Here is a 19946-nt window from a genome sequence, read left to right on the forward strand (position 1 = left end):
AGGGGTGCCACCCGGACGGGTGACGGCGCTGAGCAGCACCGAAGCGCGCCCCCACGGAGCCTCCCGCTCCCCCGCCACGCGCTACTCACGCTCGTGCGAACGGACCCGGGCACGCTCGGACAGCGCGGTGCTGCCGTGCAGGTTCAGGGCGACCGGCTCGCGCGCCGGAGCCCCGGCACCGGCCGGCGTCCGCCCGTCGGCCGCCGTCCGCTCGGTGTCCGCGGCGGCCCCGCCGGAGGTCGTCCCCGCGCCGCCGCGCGCCGCGACCGTGCCGCCCTGGCTGCGCCGGTAGCGCGGCGGCACGAAGGTCTCGGCCCACCGCGGGATGCGCGGCCTGAAGCGCGGCAGCAGGAGCAGCACGAGGCCGACCGCGCTGAGCGCGACGATGAGCAGCAGGATCCACATGCTCGTCGAGTGCACCGAGTACGCGACCGTGCCGAAGGCGATGAGCGCCGACCAGAAGTACATGATCAGCACCGCGCGGCTGTGCGAGTGGCCGATCTCCAGGAGCCGGTGGTGCAGGTGGCCCCGGTCGGCGGCGAACGGCGACTTGCCGTTCCAGGTGCGCCGCACGATCGCGAGGACCAGGTCGGCGAAGGGGATGGCGATGATCGTCAGCGGCATCAGGAGCGGGATGAAGACCGGCAGCATCGCGTGCGTGGCATCGCGGCCGGTGCCGAAGTTCAGCTTCATCGCGGCCGGGTCGACCTGGCCGGTGACGGAGATCGCGCCCGCCGCCAGGATCAGGCCGATGAGCATCGAGCCGGAGTCGCCCATGAAGATCCGGGCGGGGTGCATGTTGTGCGGCAGGAAGCCCAGGCACATGCCCATGAGGATGGCGGCGAAGAGGGTGGCGGGGGCCGCGGCCTCGATGCCGTAGCCGTACCAGATGCGGTACGCGTACATGAAGGACGCCGCCGAGGCGATGCAGACCATGCCCGCCGCGAGGCCGTCGAGGCCGTCGACGAAGTTGACGGCGTTGATGGTGATGACGACGAGCGCGACGGTGAGCAGCGTGCCCTGGCCCGAGGTCAGCGACACCGTGCCCACGCCGGGCACCGGGATCCACAGGATCGTCAGGCCCTGCATGACCATGACGCCCGCGGCGATCATCTGGGCGCCGAGCTTGATCAGCGCGTCGATCTCGAACTTGTCGTCGAGGACGCCGATCAGCCAGATGAGCGCCGCTCCGGAGAGCAGCGCCCGCGGTTCGTTGGAGTTCTCGAAGACCGCGTTCAGGTTGGGCAGGTGGTCGGCGACCAGGAGGCCCGCGCACAGGCCGAAGAACATCGCGATCCCGCCGAGCCGGGGCGTGGGCTCCCGGTGTACGTCACGAGCGCGGATTTCCGGCATCGCGCCGGCCACGATCGCGAACTTCCGCACCGGGCCGGTCAGCAAATAGGTCACCGCGGCCGTGATGCAGAGCGTCAGCAGGTATTCACGCACGGGCTTCCCCACAGGTCTCGCTGGCCATCTCAGCCCCACACCCTAGCTTTGCGCGCATACGGTTGGGGACTTCCGGGTAGCGACGATGGTTGCACGAGTGCTCTCCGGTTCCCGACGCACCTGCCCGGTCCTAGCCCGGATACGGCAGAAATCTTCCCACCAGTTCGCGTACCTCTTCTCGTACGTGCGACTCCTCGCGCACCGCGTCGACCAGCAGGCCGGCGACGCGCACCATGTCGGGGCCGGTCATGCCCTGGGTCGTGACCGCCGCCGTACCAAGGCGCAGGCCGCGTGCCTCGCCGTGCGGCAGGGCGCACACGTCGAGGACGATCCCGGCCGCCGCGAGCCGGCGGCGGGCGGTGTGCGCGTCCACTCCCAGGGGTGCCGGATCGGCCAGAATCAGATGCGTGTCCGTTCCGCCGGTCGTGATCGCGAAGCCGCCGGCGGCCAGCCCTTCCGCCAGCAGCCGCGCGTTCGCGACCACCTGATGGGCGTACGCGGTGAACGCCGGTGTCGCCGCCTCGCCGAACGCGACGGCCTTGGCGGCGATGGTGTGCATCTGGGCGCCGCCCTGGGTGAAGGGGAAGACGGCCCGGTCGATGCGCTCCGCGAGGTCCGCGCCGCACAGCAGGAGGCCGCCCCGGGGCCCGCGCAGGACCTTGTGCGTGGTGGCGCAGACGACGTCGGCGTGCGGCACGGGGCTGGGCGCCGCTCCCCCGGCGACCAGCCCCATCGGGTGCGCCGCGTCGGCGATGAGGTACGCCCCCACGTCGTCGGCGATCTCCCGGAAGGCCGCGTAGTCGATGTGGCGCGGATAGGAGATCGAGCCGCAGACGACCGCCTTGGGGCGGTGGGTGCGGGCCAGGGCGTGCACCTGGTCGTAGTCGATGAGGCCGCTCTCGGGGTCCACGCCGTAGCCGACGAAGTCGAACCACTTGCCGGAGAAGTTCGCGGGCGAGCCGTGCGTGAGGTGCCCGCCGTGCGGCAGGCCCATCGCGAGGACCGTGTCGCCGGGCCGCAGCAGCGCGGCGTACGCGGCGAGGACCGCGGAGGACCCGGAGTGCGCCTGCACGTTGGCGTGTTCGGCGCCGAAGAGGGCCCTGGCCCGGTCGACGGCGATGCGCTCGGCGACGTCGACCAGCTCGCAGCCGCCGTGGTGGCGCGCGCCGGGGTAGCCCTCGGCGTACTTGTTGGCGAGCGGGGAGCCGAGGGCGGTGAGGACGGCGGGCGAAGTGAAGTTCTCGGCCGCGATCAGCTGGAGCCCGTCGCACTGGCGGGCGGCCTCACCGGCGAGGACGTCGGCGAGTTCGGGGTCCTGTCGGCGCAGCGCGTCGAGATCCGTGTACGCCGCGGGGGCGTGGCTGGCTGCCGTGCTGACCGTCATCGTGGGCTCCGGGGCCTCGCAGGGGTGACCTCAGATCCAATGTAGGCCCGTGGCGGCGGGCCCGCGCGGGCCCGCCGCTACATGTGTGCGGGCACCCCGGTCAGCGCCGTCACCACGGGGTCGAGCGCCTGGTTGATCTCGTCGCCCACGGAGCGGAAGAACGGCAGGGGCGCCCCGTACGGGTCGTACACCTCGTCGGCCTCCACGCTGGGCGCGAGCAGCCAGCCGCGCAGCGCCGCCGCGGCCCGCACCAGCGCGCGGGCGCGCTCGACGACGCCGTCCCCGTCGGGGTCCGGCAGGGTCGTCGGGTCTATCGCCCGCACGAGCCGCGTGAACTCCTTGAGGGTGAACGTGCGCAGGCCCGCCGAGTGCCCCATCGAGATGACCTGGGCCCGGTGGTCGCGCGTCGCGGTGAGGACGAGGTCGGCCCGGATGACGTGGTCGTCGAGGAGCTCGCGGCCCATGAAGCCGGTGGGGTCCGCGCCGAAGTCGGCGAGGACCGTCTCGGCGTTGGTCTCCATGGGCGCGCCCTCGTGGCCCCAGGTGCCCGCGCTCTCCACGATGAGGCCGCCGGTGGCGGGGTCGCCGAGGCGGTCGGCCAGGGCATGCCTGGTCAGCCGCTCGGTGATCGGCGAGCGGCACACGTTGCCGGTGCTGACGTGGAGGATGCGGAAGGTCCCCGCAGAGCCCGGGAAGCCCGCTATGCCACGCCCCGTCTCAGGGGCTGTCAATTCGCCACCTCGAGGTCGGGGACGACCTTGCGCAGCTCGTCCGCGTCGAGCGCGCCGGCGCGGAGCAGCACCGGCACCTTGCCCGTGACGTCGACGATCGACGACGGGACGATGCCGGGGGTCGGACCGCCGTCCAGGTAGACGGAGACGGAGTCGCCGAGCATCTCCTGGGCGGCGTCGCAGTCCTCGGGGGCCGGGTGGCCGGTGAGGTTGGCCGAGGAGACGGCCATCGGGCCGACCTCGGTGAGCAGCTCGATGGCGACGGGGTGCAGCGGCATGCGGATGGCGACCGTGCCGCGGGTGTCGCCGAGGTCCCACTGCAGGGACGGCTGCTGCTTGGCGATGAGGGTGAGGGCGCCCGGCCAGAAGGCGTCGACGAGCTCCCAGGCCATCTCGGAGAAGTCCGTGACCAGGCCGTGCAGCGTGTTCGGCGAGCCGATCAGGACAGGGGTGGGCATGTTGCGCCCGCGGCCCTTGGCGTCGAGCAGGTCGGCGCAGGCCTCCGGCGAGAAGGCGTCGGCACCGATGCCGTAGACGGTGTCGGTGGGCAGCACGACCAGCTCGCCACGGCGGACGGCGGACGCGGCCTCGCGCAGACCGGTCGTACGGTCGGTCGCGTCGTTGGTGTCGTATCGCCGTGCCATTTAGCGGGCCTCCTCGTACAGGTACTGCTGACGTGACGTCTGGTTGCTCACGGCATCGCCTTGCGGGCGGTGGCGAAGCGGGGGCGGTTGTTCAGGTCGGGGTGGTCGGCCGCGTCGGCCCAGCCACGCTCCTCGGTGAAGATCCAGGGGACCTGGCCGCCCTGGGTGTCGGCGTGCTCGATGACGACGACTCCCCCGGGGCGGAGCAGGCGGTGCGCCGTGCGCTCGATGCCCCGGATCAGGTCGAGCCCGTCCTCGCCGGAGAACAGGGCGAGCTCGGGGTCGTAGTCGCGGGCCTCCGGGGCGACGTACTCCCACTCGGTGAGGGGGATGTACGGCGGATTGGAGATCACCAGGTCGACCTGTCCTTCGAGCTCCGGAAGGGCGTCCCTGGCGTCGCCCTGGGCGAGTTTGACCCGGGACCCCTCGACGTTCTTCCGCGTCCACCTCAGGGCGTCCTCGGACAGCTCCACGGCGTGCACGCGCGAGCGCGGCACCTCCTGGGCCATGGCGAGCGCGATGGCGCCGGAGCCGGTGCACAGGTCGACGATGAGCGGCTCGACGACGTCCATGGCGCGCACGGCGTCTATGGCCCACCCGACGACCGACTCGGTCTCGGGGCGGGGCACGAAGACACCGGGCCCGACCTGGAGCTCCAGATAGCGGAAGAAGGCCCGCCCGGTGATGTGCTGGAGCGGCTCGCGCGCCTCGCGCCGCGCCACCGTCTCCCAGTAGCGGGCGTCGAAGTCGGCGTCCTTGACGGAGTGCAGCTCGCCCCGCTTCACGCCGTGCACGAAGGCGGCGAGCTCCTCCGCGTCGTTGCGCGGCGAGGGCACGCCGGCGTCGGCCAGCCGCTGGGTGGCCTGGGCCACTTCCGCGAGCAGCAGGTTCACGCTGGTCCTCCGGGACGGGTCGTACGAAGGGGTGGGCTTACGCGGCGGCGAGCTTGGCGGCGGAGTCCGCGTCGACACAGGCCTGGATGACCGCGTCGAGTTCGCCGTCGAGCACCTGGTCCAAGTTGTACGCCTTGAAGCCGACGCGGTGGTCCGAGATCCGGTTTTCCGGGAAGTTGTACGTGCGGATCTTCTCGGAGCGGTCGACGGTGCGGACCTGGCTGCGGCGGGCGTCCGCGGCCTCCTTCTCCGCCTCCTCCTGGGCCGCCGCGAGGAGCCTGGAGCGCAGGATACGCATCGCCTGCTCCTTGTTCTGCAGCTGGCTCTTCTCGTTCTGGCAGGAAGCGACGACTCCGGTGGGAATGTGCGTGATGCGCACCGCGGAGTCGGTGGTGTTGACGGACTGGCCGCCGGGTCCGGAGGAGCGGTAGACGTCGATGCGCAGGTCGTTCGCGTGGATCTCGACGTCGATCTCCTCGGCCTCGGGCGTCACCAGGACACCGGCCGCGGAGGTGTGGATGCGCCCCTGGGACTCGGTGGACGGCACCCGCTGCACGCGGTGCACGCCGCCCTCGTACTTCAGCCGGGCCCAGACGCCCTGGCCCGGTTCGGTGGCACCCTGGCCGCCCTTGGTCTTCACGGCGACCTGGACGTCCTTGTAGCCGCCGAGCTCGGACTCGGTGGAGTCGATGATCTCGGTCTTCCAGCCCACGCGCTCCGCGTACCGCAGGTACATGCGAAGGAGGTCGCCGGCGAACAGCGCCGACTCGTCGCCGCCCGCGCCCGCCTTGATCTCCAGGATGACGTCCTTGTCGTCGGACGGGTCCCGGGGCACGAGCAGCAGCCGCAGCTTCTCGGTGATCTCCTCGCGCTGCCGCTCCAGGTCCTTGACCTCGGCGGCGAAGTCGGGGTCGTCGGCGGCCAACTCGCGGGCCGTCTCGATGTCCTCCCCGGTCTGCTTCCAGGAGCGGTACGTCGCGACGATCGGGGTCAGCTCGGCGTAGCGCTTGTTGAGCTTGCGCGCGTTGGCCTGGTCGGCGTGGACCGACGGGTCGGCGAGCTTCTGCTCCAGACCGGCGTGCTCGCCGATCAGTTCCTCGACCGCCTCGAACATCGGGGGCTCCTGGTTTTCTACGCGGTGGATCTACGCGAATTGGCTGCGGGACGGCAAAAGCGCCGGTCCCGGCCGCCCCCTTCCGAGGACGGCCGATGACCGGCGCAGTGGCTCGCTACTTCTTGGCGGAGCCTGCAGCCTTGCCGAAGCGGGCCTCGAAGCGGGCCACGCGGCCACCGGTGTCGAGGATCTTCTGCTTGCCCGTGTAGAACGGGTGGCACTCGGAGCAGACCTCGGCACGGACGGTGCCGCTGGAGATCGTGCTGCGGGTGGTGAACGACGCGCCACAGGTGCAGCTGACCTGCGTCTCGACGTACTCGGGGTGGATGTCGCGCTTCAAGGTGTCTCCTAGTTTCGGGAGGGCACCGGGTCGTACGCGCGGATTGCTCGTACGTGAACCGGGGCCGACGTACCAGTCTGCCAGGACCGGCCGTATCTCCCAAAACCGGGGTGGGGGCCGATCTATTCCTGGCGGGCGGGGAGCGCACTCCCCGCACCCGTCCGGTGGCTGCCGGTGGCCGCTAGTGGCTGCTGACCACGTCGCCCGCGGAGCCCTTGTCGCCCGCGGACTTCTCCGTGGCGGACTTGGGGATGGGCTTGTCGGCCTTGAGCGCGTCCCAGACCTGCTGGTCGGCCTCTTCGAGGGGCAGCACGCGGTTGGGGTCGTTCGGGTCGTACTGGATGGGCAGCGTGACCATCTTCATGTCGCCCGCGCCGATGCCCTTGAGCCCGTTGGCGAAGCTCGCGAGGGACTTCACGTCGTTCAGGTCCGAGTCGGTCGTGATGGCGCTGGTCGCGTCGTCCGCGAGGTCGAAGAGCTTCTTCGGGTTGCTGAAGACGCCGACGTCCTTGACCTGGTCGAGCAGGGCCTTGATGAACGCCTGCTGGAGCTGGATGCGGCCGAGGTCGCTGCCGTCGCCGACGCCGTGCCGGGTACGGACCAGACCGAGGGCCTGCTCGCCGTCGAGGGTGTGGGTGCCGGCCTCCAGGTCGAGGTGGCTGTCCTTGTCGTGGATGGCCTTCTTCGTGGTGATGTCCACGCCGCCGAGGGTGTCGATGAGCTTCTTGAAGCCCGTGAAGTCGACCTCGACGTAGTGGTCCATCCTGATGCCGGACATCTTCTCGACGGTCTTGACGGCGCAGGCGGGGCCGCCCACCTCGTACGCCGTGTTGAACATCTGCCGCTGGCCGCCGGGGTCGGTGTTGCCGTCCTCGGTCTTGCACTCGGGCCTGGTGATCAGGGTGTCGCGGGGTATGGAGACGACGCTGGCCGTCTTGTGGCCCTTGTAGACGTGGACGATCATCGCGGTGTCCGAGCGGGCCGCGCCCTCGTCCTTGCCGTACTTGGAGTTGTCGCCGGAGCGCGAGTCGGAGCCGAGGACGAGGATGTCCTGGGAGCCGTTGTCGACGTCCATGGGGCGGTCCGTGCCGAGCGCGGCGTTGATGTCGACGCCCTTGATGTTGCCGTTGAGCTTGAAGTACACGAAGCCGAGACCGGCTCCGCCGAGGACGACCACGGAGGCCGCGGTCCATGCGGTGACGACGAGCACCTTGCTGCGCTTGCGGGGCTTGCGGCGTCGGCCGCCACCGCCGCGCGGGCGCCTGGTCTTCGTGTCGGCCGGATCGGTCGGATCCGCCGGCGTGCTCTCGTCGGCCATGTGCTCCTCAGTCCTCGCGGTCGGTTACCCCCTGCTTTCAGGGCCAGGTTTTGGTTCGTCGTTCACTTGTCAGACGTGGAAACCGCTTGAAGGGTTGCACAGCGGGCCGTGCGCGCCCCGGCGTGCGCCGGTCACTCCCCGTGTCCGCTCTTTTCGGCCTTTCGGCTTCCTACCTGCGCTTTCTCGGGGATCCGGGCTACTGCCCGTGACCGTGAGAATCTCTTATGTGTGTGGCCAAGGTCTCGCTTCGGTCTCGTTCGGCGCCCGGGTCGGCGTGGGAGCGGCACAAAAGGGCCGCCCCCGTCACCGAGGTGACGGGGGCGGCCCCTGCGACTGCTGAGGACGACTAGTCGTTGCCGTTGCCCGGCGTCGGCGTCGTCTTCTGGATCTGCAGCAGGAACTCGGCGTTCGACTTCGTCTGCTTCATCTTGTCCAGGAGCAGCTCGATCGCCTGCTGCTGGTCGAGCGCGTGCAGCACGCGACGCAGCTTCCAGGTGATGGCGAGCTCGTCGCTGCCGAGCAGGATCTCCTCCTTGCGGGTGCTGGACGCGTCCACGTCCACCGCCGGGAAGATGCGCTTGTCGGAGAGCTTCCGGTCGAGCTTGAGCTCCATGTTGCCGGTGCCCTTGAACTCCTCGAAGATCACCTCGTCCATGCGCGAGCCGGTCTCGACCAGCGCGGTGGCCAGGATGGTCAGCGAGCCGCCGTCCTCGATGTTGCGCGCCGCACCGAAGAAGCGCTTCGGCGGGTAGAGGGCCGTCGAGTCGACACCACCGGACAGGATGCGGCCGGAGGCCGGGGCGGCGAGGTTGTACGCACGGCCCAGACGCGTGATCGAGTCGAGCAGCACGACGACGTCGTGGCCCAGCTCCACCAGACGCTTGGCACGCTCGATGGCGAGCTCGGCGACCGTGGTGTGGTCCTCGGCGGGACGGTCGAAGGTCGAGGAGATGACCTCGCCCTTCACCGACCGCTGCATGTCGGTGACCTCTTCCGGACGCTCGTCGACGAGGACGACCATCAGGTGGCACTCGGGGCTGTTGTGCGTGATCGCGTTGGCGATCGCCTGCATGATCATGGTCTTGCCGGTCTTCGGCGGGGCCACGATCAGACCGCGCTGGCCCTTACCGATGGGCGAGACGAGGTCGATGATGCGGGTGGTGAGCACGCCCGGGTCGGTCTCCAGGCGGAGCCGGTCCTGCGGGTAAAGGGGCGTCAGCTTGTTGAACTCCGGTCGCCCGCGCCCGGATTCGGGCGCCATGCCGTTGACCGAGTCGAGGCGCACGAGCGCGTTGAACTTCTCGCGGCGCTCGCCGTCCTTGGGCTGACGGACCGCACCGGTGACGTGGTCACCCTTGCGCAGACCGTTCTTGCGGACCTGGGCCAGCGAGACGTACACGTCGTTCGGGCCGGGAAGGTAGCCCGACGTACGGATGAACGCGTAGTTGTCGAGGATGTCGAGGATGCCCGCGACGGGGATCAGGACGTCGTCCTCGGAGACCTGCGGCTCGTTGCCGAAGCCCTCGTCGCGGCCGCGACGGCCCCGACGGTCCCGGTAACGGCCGCGGCGGCCGCGGCGGCCACCCTCGAAGTCGTCGTCGTCCTGCGGACCGTTGTCCCGCTGACGGTCCTGGCGGTCCTGGCGGTCCTGACGGCCGCCGCCCTGCTGACGGTCCTGGCGGCCGCCCTGCTGGTCGTCGCCCTTGTTGCCGCGGCGGTCGCGGTCGCGGCCACGGCCCTGCCGGTCACGGCGGTCACGGCGGCCCTCGGCGTTGTTGTCGCCCTCGCCGCCCTTGGCCTCGGCGTCGCCCTTGGCCTCGGCCTTCGCCTCGCCCTTCGCCTCGGCGGTGACCGTCTCCGGGCTGCCCGCGTCGGCGGTGGCCCGGCGCCGGCGGCGCTCGCCGGCCGGCTGGTCGTCGCTGGCCGGCTGGCCCGGGATGTCGATCTGCTGCTGGGCGGGGGCCTTCTCGGCCTTGCCGCCCTCGGCCTTCTCCGCCTTGTCCGCCTTGCTCGCCTTGGCGGCGGTGTCGGCGGCGTCCTCGCCGGTACGGGCCTTCGAGGTGGCCCGGCGCTTGGGCTTGGTCTCAGCAGCGTCCCCGGACGCCGCGGCGCTCTTCGCCGGGGCTCCGCCGCCGGCCTGCGCCTCCTTGATGACCTCGATCAGCTGGCTCTTGCGCATGCGCCCGGTGCCCTTGATCCCAAGGCCCGATGCGACCTGCTGCAGTTCCGCCAGCACCATGCCCTCGAGGCCGGTGCCGCGGCGCCGCCGGGACCCGGCCGAAGCACCGGTGGCAGGCGCCGCGGAGGCGTCCGTGGCGGGCGTGTCGGCAGTCACGCCCATCAGATCGGTGGTGTCGCTCACGAAGGGTCCTTCCCTGGAGCGGACGTCGGCCTGTCTGGCTCGGCGACCGGTTGTGCTGTCCGGCGGTCCTTGCTGTTCTGTGGACCGTGCCGGGGCGGTGGTCCGCCATGGCGGCGGAAGAATTCATTGGTGATGGCGATTCCCGGTGCGGTGCCACTGATGTGCGGTGTCACTCGGCTCGGTCACGCCGGTTCCGGAGCGTGCTCAGGACCGCTCAGTGCGGGGCACGAAGCAGATTGGGAGGCTCCCGGAAGAATGGTTGTCCCGGACGGGGACACAAAGCACCTCGCCATGGATGGGTCGGGTGCAGACTTGAGATTAACACTACCGGATCCAACAAACATTCCCCCTCTCCGAATCCGGACACCCCGAATTCACTGCGTTGTCTGCCTCAGGGCGCAAGCGGCAGCACGCTCGCTCCTGTGACGTCGAGCGCCAGGCGGTTGGCCGCCCAGCCCTCGCCCGCCAGGCGTGCGACCTTGTCGGCCGCACTGTCTTCGGCCAGCGCGAGGACCGTGGGGCCCGCGCCGGAGATCACCGCGGGCACGCCGTCGGCGCGCAGCCGCTCGACCAGGGCGGCGCTCTCCGGCATGGCCGGGGCGCGGTACTCCTGGTGCAGCCGGTCCTCGGTGGCGGGGAGCAGCAGCTCGGGGCGCCTGGTCAGGGCCTCGACGAGCAGGGCCGCCCGGCCCGCGTTGGCGGCCGCGTCCACGTGCGGGACGGTGCGCGGGAGCAGGCCGCGGGCCGTCTCGGTGAGGACGGGCTTTCCGGGGACGAAAACCACCGGAACGATGGAATCGGCGGGGTCCATCCTGATCGCGCGCGCCGCTCCCCCGTCCATCCAGGAGAGCGTGAAACCGCCGAGCAGACAGGCGGCGACGTTGTCGGGGTGGCCCTCGATCTCGGTGGCGAGCTCCAGCAGCGCGGCGTCGTCGAGCCGGGCCTCCCCGCCTATGGTCACGGCGCGGGCGGCGACGATGCCGGCGCAGATGGCGGCGGACGAGGAGCCGAGGCCGCGGCCGTGCGGGATGCGGTTGGCGCAGACGATCTCGAGTCCGCGCGGCTGACCGCCCAGCAGGTCGAAGGCGGTGCGCAGGGAGCGCACGAGCAGATGCGACTCGTCGCGCGGGAGGTTCTCGCTGCCCTCCCCGGCGATGTCGATGTTCAGCCCGGAGTCGGCCACCCGGACGACCACGTCGTCGTACAGACCCAGCGACAGGCCCAGGGCGTCGAAGCCCGGACCGAGGTTGGCGCTGGTGGCGGGGACGCGCACCCGGACGGCGGCGGCGCGGAAGGCGGGACCGGCCATCGCTCGATGACTCTCCTTGAGCTGCGTGTTTTTGAGGCTGCGTGTTTTCAGTACGTGCCACATGTACGGAACACCCGAAGGCCGCGAACGACGGCGGCACCGCGGCATATGCGGCGGGGCGGGTTGGGTACAGCCTATCGAAGGAAGGTTCTGTGGCGACATAGGGCGCACAGGAGGCGCACGATGCGTGTCGTAAGCCCCCTGTGCACCCCCTGTACGGAGTTGCCGGGTTTCCCCGCTGTTACGCCAGGCCGAGGCGTTCGGCCGCGGTGGCCGCGTCGACCGGGACGGTGACCGGCTGCGGGGCGCCCGCGACGGCCCAGTCGGGGTCCTTGAGGCCGTTGCCCGTGACCGTGCAGACGATCCGCTGGCCCTTGTCGACCTTGCCCTGCTCGGCGGCCTTCAGCAGACCGGCGACCGAGGCGGCCGACGCGGGCTCCACGAAGACACCCTCCTGGGAGGCCAACAGCTTGTAGGCGCGCAGGATCTCACGGTCCGTCACCTCGTCGATGAAGCCGCCGGACTCGTCGCGCGCGGCGAGGGCGTGGTCCCACGACGCGGGGTTGCCGATGCGAATCGCCGTGGCGATCGTCGACGGGTCCTTGACCACCTCGCCGCGCACGATCGGCGCGGAGCCGGAGGCCTGGAAGCCCCACATCCGGGGAGTGTGCGTCGACACCGAGTCGGCCGCGTACTCCTTGTAGCCCTTCCAATAGGCGGTGATGTTGCCGGCGTTGCCGACGGGAAGGACATGGATGTCGGGCGCGTCGCCGAGCGCGTCGACGATCTCGAACGACGCGGTCTTCTGGCCCTCGATGCGGAACGGGTTGACCGAATTGACCAGCGCCACCGGGTAGTTCTCGGACAGGCCGCGGGCGAGGTTCAGGCAGTCGTCGAAGTTGCCGTCGACCTGGAGGATCTTCGAGCCGTAGACGAGCGCCTGGCCCATCTTGCCGAGCGCGATCTTGCCCTGGGGCACCAGGACCGCGCAGACCATGCCCGCGCGTACGGCGTAGGCGGCCGCGGACGCGGACGTGTTGCCGGTGGAGGCGCAGATGACGGCCTTGGCGCCCTCCTCCTTGGCCTTGGTGATCGCCATCGTCATGCCGCGGTCCTTGAAGGACCCGGTGGGGTTGGCGCCCTCGACCTTGAGGTGGACCTCGCAGCCCGTGCGCTCGGAGAGCACCTGCGCGGGCACGAGGGGCGTGCCGCCCTCGCGGAGGGTGACGACCGGTGTCGTAGCGGAGACGGGGAGCCGGTCCCGGTACTCCTCGATGATTCCGCGCCACTGGTGGGTCATTGCTGCTTACTCCCCTTCAACCCGCATGATGCTGGCGACACCACGCACGGTGTCGAGTTTGCGCAACGCGTCGACGGTGCCGGTGAGGGCGGCGTCGGGCGCGCGGTGGGTGACGACGACGAGGGAGGCCTCGCCGTCCTTGCCCGTCTGACGGACCGTATCGATCGATACGCCGTGCTCGGCGAAGACCGTCGCGACCTGGGCGAGCACGCCCGGCTTGTCGGCCACGTCGAGGCTGATGTGATACCGCGTGACGACCTCGCCCATGGCGCCCACGGGCAGCTGGGTGTACGCGGAGTCGCCGGGGCCGGTGGCCTCGGCGAGTTTGTTGCGGCAGACCGCGACGAGGTCGCCGAGGACGGCGGACGCGGTGGGCGCGCCACCGGCGCCGGGGCCGTAGAACATCAGCTGTCCCGCGGCCTCCGCCTCGACGAAGACGGCGTTGTACGCCTCGCGGACCGAGGCCAGCGGGTGGCTCAGCGGGATCATCGCGGGGTGCACGCGCGCGGTGACGGAGCCGCCGTCGGCCGCCCGCTCGCAGATGGCGAGCAGCTTGATGGTGCAGCCCATGCGCTTCGCGGAGGCGAAGTCGGCGGCGGTGACCTCGGTCATGCCCTCGCGGTACACGTCGTCGAGACGTACACGCGTGTGGAAGGCGATGCCGGCGAGGATCGCGGCCTTCGCGGCGGCGTCGAAGCCCTCGACGTCGGCGGTCGGGTCGGCCTCGGCGTAGCCCAGCGCGGTGGCCTCGTCGAGGGCCTCCTGATAGCCCGCGCCCGTCGTGTCCATGGCGTCGAGGATGAAGTTCGTCGTCCCGTTCACGATGCCGAGGACGCGGTTCACCTTGTCGCCGGCGAGGGACTCGCGCAGCGGCCGGATGAGCGGGATGGCACCGGCGACGGCGGCCTCGTAGTACAGGTCGCGGCCGTGCTCGACGGCGGCGGCGTGCAGCGCGGCGCCGTCCTGGGCGATGAGCGCCTTGTTCGCGGAGACGACCGACGCGCCGTGCTCGAACGCGGTGGTGATGAGCGTCCTCGCGGGCTCGATCCCGCCGATGACCTCCACCACGACGTCGATGTCGCCGCGCTTGACCAGCGCGGTCGCGTCGGTGGTGACCAGGGAGGGGTCGATCCCGTCCCGCACCTTCGACGGGCGGCGGACGGCGACCCCGGCGAGCTCCACCGGGGCGCCGATCCTCGCTGTGAGGTCATCGGCGTGCGTCGTCATGATGCGCGCCACCTCTGAGCCGACAACCCCACAGCCCAGCAGCGCCACCTTCAGCGGACGCGTACGCATCATCCGACCTCACTTCTCCTACATCTACGGTGGAACAAGTCTCACCCACCGGAACGGACTTTCTGTCCATTGTCCGGATCGTGAGACATCTATTTCATCTTTTTCTTCAGCCGACGTCGAGACGCAGGAGATCTTCCTCCGTCTCACGCCGGACGATCACCCGCGCGGCGCCGTCGCCCACGGCGACGACGGGCGGGCGAAGTGCGTGGTTGTAGTTGCTCGCCATCGAGCGGCAGTACGCGCCGGTCGCGGGCACGGCGATCAGATCGCCGGGCGCCAGGTCGGCCGGCAGGAACGCGTCACGCACCACGATGTCACCACTTTCGCAGTGCTTGCCCACGACGCGCACCAGCATGGGCTCGGCGTCGGAGGAGCGGGAGACCAGGGCGACGGTGTATTCGGCGTCGTACAGCGCGGTGCGGATGTTGTCGGACATGCCGCCGTCCACGGAGACGTACGTACGCAGCCCTTCCAGCGGCTTGATGGTGCCGACCTCGTAGAGCGTGAAGGCGGTCGGGCCGACGATGGCGCGGCCGGGCTCGACGGAGATGCGCGGGGTGCGCAGCTTCGCGGCCTCGCACTCCCTCGTCACGATCTCGTTGAGCGCCTTGGCGATCTCGTGCGGCTCGCGCGGGTCGTCGTCCGAGGTGTACGCGATGCCGAGGCCGCCGCCGAGGTCGATCTCGGGGAGCTCGACGCCGTGCTCGTCACGAACCTCGGCGAGCAGCTGCACCACGCGCCGGGCGGAGACCTCGAACCCGGCCATGTCGAAGATCTGCGAGCCGATGTGGGAGTGGATCCCGATGAGTTCGAGCCCGTCGAGCTTGAGCGCGCGCCGCACGGCCTCGGCGGCCTGGCCGCCCGCGAGCGCGATGCCGAACTTCTGGTCCTCGTGCGCGGTGGCGATGAACTCGTGGGTGTGCGCCTCGACGCCCACGGTCACGCGGATCTGCACGCGCTGGCGCCTGCCGAGCCGCTCGGCGATGTGCGAGACGCGCGCGATCTCCTGGAAGGAGTCGAGCACGATGCGCCCGACGCCGGCCTCGACGGCCCGCTCGATCTCCTCCGGCGTCTTGTTGTTGCCGTGGAAGGCGATGCGCTCGGCGGGCATGCCCGCGTCCAGGGCGGTGGCGAGCTCGCCGCCGCTGCACACGTCGAGGTTGAGCCCCTCCTCGTGCAGCCACCGCACGACGGCCCGCGAGAGGAAGGCCTTCCCGGCGTAGAACACGTCGGCGTCGGGGCCGAAGGCGTCGCGCCAGGCCTGGCAGCGGGCCCGGAAGTCGGCCTCGTCGATGAAGTACGCCGGGGTGCCGAACTCCTCGGCCAGGCGCGTCACCGCGATGCCGCCGCTGCTGACGACGCCGTCGGCGCCGCGGGTGACGGTGCGGGACCAGACCTTGGCGTCCAGGGCGTTGAGGTCGGTGGGCGGCGCGGAGTAGTGCCCCTCGGGCAGCACGTCGGCGTGGCGGGGCCCGGCGGGGTGTGCGGAACGGCTCATGACTCGGTCGTCTCTCTCACGGGTGGCACTCGGCTCTCGGCGGGTGTCACAGGTAGGCGGGGGCGCTGATGCCGAGCAGGGACAGGCCACCGGCGAGCACCGTCCCGGCGGCTTCGGCGAGGGCGAGCCGGGCACGGTGGGCGGCCGAGGGTTTCTCGTCACCGCGGGGCAGCACGGGGCTGCGGGTGACGGTCTGGAAGACGAGGAAGGCGTCGGCGATGCCGACGAGGTGGCGCGCGAGGCGGTCCGGGGCGCGGTGCCGGGCCGCGGCGGCGAGGACGGCGGGGTACGCGTCGAGCTGGTCGAGCAGCCCCTCGGCCTCGGCTCCCGCCACCTCTCCGGGGACGGGGTCGAACCCGAGCGCGGCGGCATTGCGCCTCAGGGCGCACGAGCGGGCGTGTGCGTACCGCACGCGGAACAGGGGATTGCTCTCGCGCTGCACGAGGTGCGCGTCGCCGCCCTGGTCCGGGGTGACGCGGGCGCGGTCGTGGGGGGCGGGATGCAGGAGGGCCCAACGGGTGGCGTCGGGTCCGAGCTCTCCGTACGCACCGCTGGTGTTCGTACCGCCGTCCTTCACGGGGACGGGGCGGAGGGTGCGGAGGGGCTGGGGAGGCCGCCCATACGCGTCCACACGTACGTCCAGGGCCTCCAGGAGGTCCGCGGGAACCACGGCTTCGTCACAGGTGACGCGGACGAGGGTGCCCTGGGAGCGGAGGATGCGGCGGGCGGCGTCGGCGAGGACGAGGGCGCGGAGCTCACCGGGCACGTGGATCTGGGCGAGCTGCCCCGTGTCGGGGTGGACGTGCCCGTAGCAGCGCCCCTGCCGCAGGACCTCGCCCACGAGTCCCTCGGCGCGGGCGCCCGCGAGGGTGATGTTGAGGAACCCGGGCCCGGTGATGTCGACACCGGCGATGCCGGGCTCGGCGGCCAGCCGCGGGGACAGCACCTCGGCGACGTGCCGCGGGGTGTCTCCGGCGGCGCGGGCGATCCGCAGGGCGACACCGGTGGCGTAGTCCCCGCACCCCCCGGGCCGCGGCCGCTCGACCCGCACGCTCTCGACCCCCTCGACCCCGTCGGGCACGACCACGCGCAGCTCCCCCGCATCGACGGCATGGCGCATGGCGCGCAGCACGGTGCGGGAGAGCTCGACGGGGGTCACGGGTCAAGCGTATGGGAGGAGGGGGGTGGGTAGGCGACTCGGTTTGGCGGATGGTCCGGGATGTGGACGGGGGGCGCTGGGTGCCTAGCAGTGCCGGGGCCTACCGGTGGCGGCTGTTTGTCGATGCCGGTGTGTACCGGTGCCGGTGTGTACCGGTGCCGGTGTGTACCGGTGCATCCGGGGTCGACCGGGATGCAGGTGCCGACGGGGTCAGCCGCCGACCGGGTCAGCCGCCGGCTTGGGTGGCGCGCTCGGCGTCGGCGGCGCGGTCCGCGTCGGGGCCACGGTCGCGGCCGTGGCCGGATTGATGACTGCCGTGGCTGCCGTGACTGCCGTGGCTCCCCTGGCTGCTCCCGTGACTGCGTCCGTGGCCGGGCTCGTGACCGGCATCGAGGCTGTGGCCGTTACCGGGTTCGAGACCGTGCCCGTTCCCATGCGCATGCCCATGTCCGTGTCCATGCCCGTGCCCGAGTCCTGCCCCGAGGCCGCCGCCACCCCCGCCCCCCTCACGGCGCCCCCCGCCGCGCGGCTCACCCTGCCCCTCACCACGCCCCGCACGATCCATCAACTGGCGCACGATCTGGACGAGTTCACTCGGCTCGAAGGGCTTGGCGAGGAAGGCGTCGACGCCGACTTCGAGGCCGCTCTCGACCTCGTACTGCGTACAGGCGCTGACGATGATGATCGGCAGATTCCGGGTCCGCGGGTCGGACCGCAGCCGGGCGGCGGTACGCAGACCGTCGAGGCGGGGCATGACGACGTCGAGGGTGATCACGTCGGGCTGGACCTGCTGGACGACGTCCAGGCATTCGGCACCATCGGCCGCGGTCACGACCTCGAAGCCCTCCAGCTCGAGGTTGACCCTGATCAGTTGCCGGATGACCTTGTTGTCGTCCACAACAAGCACGCGGCCGGGCACGCCTGACACAACTCGAGAGTAGGTCCGCGCCCACCGCCGCGTCCCGGTTTTCCCCACTTCCGCCCTGTGCGGGGGTGCCGACAGTGACGCACGCCCTCTCCAGGGGCGACGGAACCGCTCCCCTCCCCCGCTCCGGAGCAGGGAAATACCTGTTCATGGACAGCCCCGAAGAGCTGGTAGGGTTCTACCCGTCGCCGCGCCACCCGCGAACGACACGCCCCCGTAGCTCAGGGGATAGAGCAACGGCCTCCGGAGCCGTGTGCGCAGGTTCGAATCCTGCCGGGGGCACCTTGTATTGGGTGCCCAAGACCCCGTCACCAGCGGAAACGCTGAGGCCGGGGTCTTCGCGTATCTGTGGTCCTGCGCGCCGCGCGCCACCCGATGTCGTCCGTGGGCCGCCTTGCTCGTGAGGTCTCCCTGTGGCGGCCGGTGTAGTGGTCGGTCCGGTTTCTGCCGCGTCAGTCCTCTCCGGGCGCCTCGTCCTCATCGCTTGGGGTGGCGTTGCGCCCCCGGGTGCGGGTCGGGGAGAAGATTCGTACCTTCGCTCGGCGCGCTTCCCTCCAGATTGAGAAGTACGTGGGAATCGGCGGAAGTTCTCTCCTCCAGGAAGACCACCAGAGGTATGCCATGGGGGTCACGAGCAGCATGAGCAGGCCGAAGGCGATGCCACACAGCGACGTGTAGACAAGGCCGCTGTCCGGTGACGGATGTTCTTCCGCCAGCCACTGGAGCGTCAACACCTGCACGACGCCGAGGACCACGAGCGCCCCGATCCACAGCAGGCCGATCAACGCCTGCGCGAAAGCCTTGCCCTCGGCGCGAGTTTCCGCCTTGCTCGGCGGCGTGTTCAGGATCTCGGCCAGATCGACGAGTGCGCGAATTCTCCGATCACGTACGTTCTCTTTTGATTTCTCCAGGTCCGGAAGCCGTTGAAGATATTCGAGGACCTGCAGGGCGCGAACCCGCTGTGCGCTCGGTCGCATTCTGCTGGTGCGGGTCGCTTTTTCGAACTCTCTGGCCGCAGCGCCTGCCGCAAGAAGGATGACAGGAACTACGACTGCCGCAGTTGCCGCGAACTCCTTGGTCATCACCACATGTGCAGTTTGGCAGTGATTCAGGGATATGGAGCCCGTCGTTCGCATATGAGGATCGGCGCGAGACAGCAGGTGGCGTGGGGTGACTCTGGGTGAGGGTGGGGTGGGTTGGGTGGGGTTTCACATGTGGGGGATTCTGTGCATCTTTGCCGTCGGGCAGATGGAAGGCGGACGAGCGGGGTCATCTTGCCGGGGAGTGCGTGCGAGGGGCGTGGTAACACGGTGTGATCGATTTTCGGAGAAGGGTACGAGTTCGTGGGTATCTTCAGTCGTCGGCAGGGCGCCACCGTCGAGTCGACGTCCGTCGGCGGGGCCGGTGCGGTGGGGGTAGGGGCCGGTGCGTCGGGGGTCGCGCTTGATCCTGCGCTTCGGGGCTTGACCGGGCAGTGGACCATCGACCGGCCCCACAGCCGCATCGGGTTCTCCGTGCGGCATGCCATGGTCACCACCGTGCGCGGCGCTTTCGGTGAGTACGAGAGTTCCCTGTACTTCGACGGGGAGTGGCCCTCCGCCTCTCGGGCCGAGCTCGTCATTCGTGTCGGCAGCGTCGACACCGGCGTGGAGCAGCGGGACGCCCATCTCGTCGGTGCCGATTTCTTTGACGCCGCGCGTTATCCCGAGATGGTGTTCCGGAGCACTTCCACCGTCCATGAAGGTGGGGAGACGTTCCGCATGGCCGGGGATCTGACCATCCGTGACGTCACCCGGCCCGTCGAGTTGCAGCTCGACTATCTCGGCTCCGTCCTCGATCCCTTCGGGTTCGAGCGAGCCGGCTTCGACGGCACCACCACCATCGACCGCACCGACTGGGGGCTCGTCTACAACCAGCGGCTCGCCGCCGGCGGCACCATGGTGAGCGAGAAGGTGCGGCTGCAGTTCGACATTTCTGCCATTCGGTCCGTGGAGTAGGACCCGGCCCCTTCCTCTATGGGGTTCGGGGTGTCTCCTGGGGCGGCTGCTCGTGTCGCGCATCCTCTTCCTTCAGCGCCCTCGTCTCGCTCTTGAGGATGCGCAGCGACTTGCCCAGCGAGCGGGCCGTGTCCGGGAGGCGTTTGGAGCCGAAGACGGCCAGGACCACTATCGCGACGATCAGTAGGTGCCAGGGTTCCAGGGCGTTGCGGATCATGGGGGGGGCTCAC

General features: G+C 70.6%; 17 protein-coding genes, 1 tRNA gene and 1 pseudogene. 2 read left to right on the forward strand and 17 right to left on the reverse strand.

Annotated elements, in window-relative coordinates:
* Positions 1 to 81: 81 nt before the first annotated feature.
* The 15 genes and pseudogenes from AB0L89_RS09145 to AB0L89_RS09215 form a co-directional block, all read right to left on the reverse strand.
* On the reverse strand, positions 82 to 1446 hold the full coding sequence (locus AB0L89_RS09145; protein WP_365136705.1) for an MraY family glycosyltransferase: 1365 nt from the start codon (positions 1444 to 1446) through the stop codon (positions 82 to 84).
* A 130-nt stretch (positions 1447 to 1576) separates the two neighbouring features.
* The gene (gene glyA, locus AB0L89_RS09150) at positions 1577 to 2830 is read right to left on the reverse strand and encodes a serine hydroxymethyltransferase (RefSeq protein WP_365136708.1); all 1254 of its coding nucleotides are present in this window, start codon (positions 2828 to 2830) and stop codon (positions 1577 to 1579) included.
* Positions 2831 to 2907: 77 nt separating this feature from the next.
* Complete coding sequence (locus AB0L89_RS09155; RefSeq protein WP_055696809.1) at positions 2908 to 3561, reverse strand: protein-tyrosine-phosphatase; 654 nt, start codon at positions 3559 to 3561, stop codon at positions 2908 to 2910.
* Positions 3558 to 4205 (reverse strand): L-threonylcarbamoyladenylate synthase, encoded by a 648-nt coding sequence (locus AB0L89_RS09160; protein ID WP_150172252.1) that lies wholly within the window; start codon positions 4203 to 4205, stop codon positions 3558 to 3560. Before AB0L89_RS09160 ends, AB0L89_RS09155 begins: the two co-directional genes overlap by 4 nt.
* Before the next feature lie 47 nt (positions 4206 to 4252).
* Positions 4253 to 5098, reverse strand: a complete 846-nt coding sequence (prmC, locus tag AB0L89_RS09165; protein WP_365136712.1) for a peptide chain release factor N(5)-glutamine methyltransferase — start codon at positions 5096 to 5098, stop codon at positions 4253 to 4255.
* A gap of 37 nt (positions 5099 to 5135) precedes the next feature.
* Entirely contained in the window at positions 5136 to 6212 is a 1077-nt protein-coding gene (gene prfA / locus AB0L89_RS09170; RefSeq protein ID WP_365136715.1) for a peptide chain release factor 1, read from the reverse strand.
* Positions 6213 to 6327: 115 nt separating this feature from the next.
* The gene (rpmE, locus tag AB0L89_RS09175; RefSeq protein WP_055696813.1) at positions 6328 to 6552 is read right to left on the reverse strand and encodes a 50S ribosomal protein L31; all 225 of its coding nucleotides are present in this window, start codon (positions 6550 to 6552) and stop codon (positions 6328 to 6330) included.
* A 181-nt stretch (positions 6553 to 6733) separates the two neighbouring features.
* A complete protein-coding gene (locus AB0L89_RS09180; RefSeq protein ID WP_365136718.1) occupies positions 6734 to 7870 on the reverse strand; it encodes an LCP family protein in 1137 nt (378 codons plus the stop codon).
* Positions 7871 to 8216: 346 nt separating this feature from the next.
* Positions 8217 to 10232, reverse strand: a complete 2016-nt coding sequence (gene rho / locus AB0L89_RS09185) for a transcription termination factor Rho (protein WP_365136721.1) — start codon at positions 10230 to 10232, stop codon at positions 8217 to 8219.
* A 391-nt stretch (positions 10233 to 10623) separates the two neighbouring features.
* A complete protein-coding gene (thrB, locus tag AB0L89_RS09190; protein ID WP_365136724.1) occupies positions 10624 to 11541 on the reverse strand; it encodes a homoserine kinase in 918 nt (305 codons plus the stop codon).
* A gap of 241 nt (positions 11542 to 11782) precedes the next feature.
* Positions 11783 to 12841 (reverse strand): threonine synthase, encoded by a 1059-nt coding sequence (gene thrC / locus AB0L89_RS09195; protein WP_365136727.1) that lies wholly within the window; start codon positions 12839 to 12841, stop codon positions 11783 to 11785.
* A gap of 6 nt (positions 12842 to 12847) precedes the next feature.
* Complete coding sequence (locus AB0L89_RS09200) at positions 12848 to 14137, reverse strand: homoserine dehydrogenase (protein ID WP_365137216.1); 1290 nt, start codon at positions 14135 to 14137, stop codon at positions 12848 to 12850.
* Between the two features lie 106 nt (positions 14138 to 14243).
* Entirely contained in the window at positions 14244 to 15635 is a 1392-nt protein-coding gene (gene lysA / locus AB0L89_RS09205) for a diaminopimelate decarboxylase (RefSeq protein ID WP_365136730.1), read from the reverse strand.
* A 46-nt stretch (positions 15636 to 15681) separates the two neighbouring features.
* On the reverse strand, positions 15682 to 16794 hold the full coding sequence (gene nrtL, locus AB0L89_RS09210; protein ID WP_365136733.1) for an ArgS-related anticodon-binding protein NrtL: 1113 nt from the start codon (positions 16792 to 16794) through the stop codon (positions 15682 to 15684).
* Between the two features lie 556 nt (positions 16795 to 17350).
* A pseudogene (locus AB0L89_RS09215) lies at positions 17351 to 17722 on the reverse strand (response regulator); the annotation flags it as partial.
* A gap of 207 nt (positions 17723 to 17929) precedes the next feature.
* On the opposite strand from AB0L89_RS09215, the gene AB0L89_RS09220 reads away from it, so the two are divergent.
* A tRNA-Arg gene (locus tag AB0L89_RS09220) sits at positions 17930 to 18001 on the forward strand.
* A 170-nt stretch (positions 18002 to 18171) separates the two neighbouring features.
* Here AB0L89_RS09220 and AB0L89_RS09225 read toward each other — a convergent pair.
* Positions 18172 to 18807 (reverse strand): hypothetical protein, encoded by a 636-nt coding sequence (locus AB0L89_RS09225; protein WP_365136736.1) that lies wholly within the window; start codon positions 18805 to 18807, stop codon positions 18172 to 18174.
* A 321-nt stretch (positions 18808 to 19128) separates the two neighbouring features.
* Here AB0L89_RS09225 and AB0L89_RS09230 point away from each other — a divergent pair, with 321 nt between their 5' ends.
* Positions 19129 to 19716, forward strand: a complete 588-nt coding sequence (locus AB0L89_RS09230) for a YceI family protein (RefSeq protein WP_365137219.1) — start codon at positions 19129 to 19131, stop codon at positions 19714 to 19716.
* Between the two features lie 16 nt (positions 19717 to 19732).
* Here AB0L89_RS09230 and tatA read toward each other — a convergent pair whose 3' ends face one another.
* Entirely contained in the window at positions 19733 to 19933 is a 201-nt protein-coding gene (tatA, locus tag AB0L89_RS09235) for a Sec-independent protein translocase subunit TatA (protein ID WP_365136739.1), read from the reverse strand.
* Positions 19934 to 19946 lie beyond the last annotated feature (13 nt).

Origin of the sequence: Streptomyces sp. NPDC052114, from assembly GCF_040680155.1 — a bacterium.
Lineage (GTDB): Bacteria > Actinomycetota > Actinomycetes > Streptomycetales > Streptomycetaceae > Streptomyces.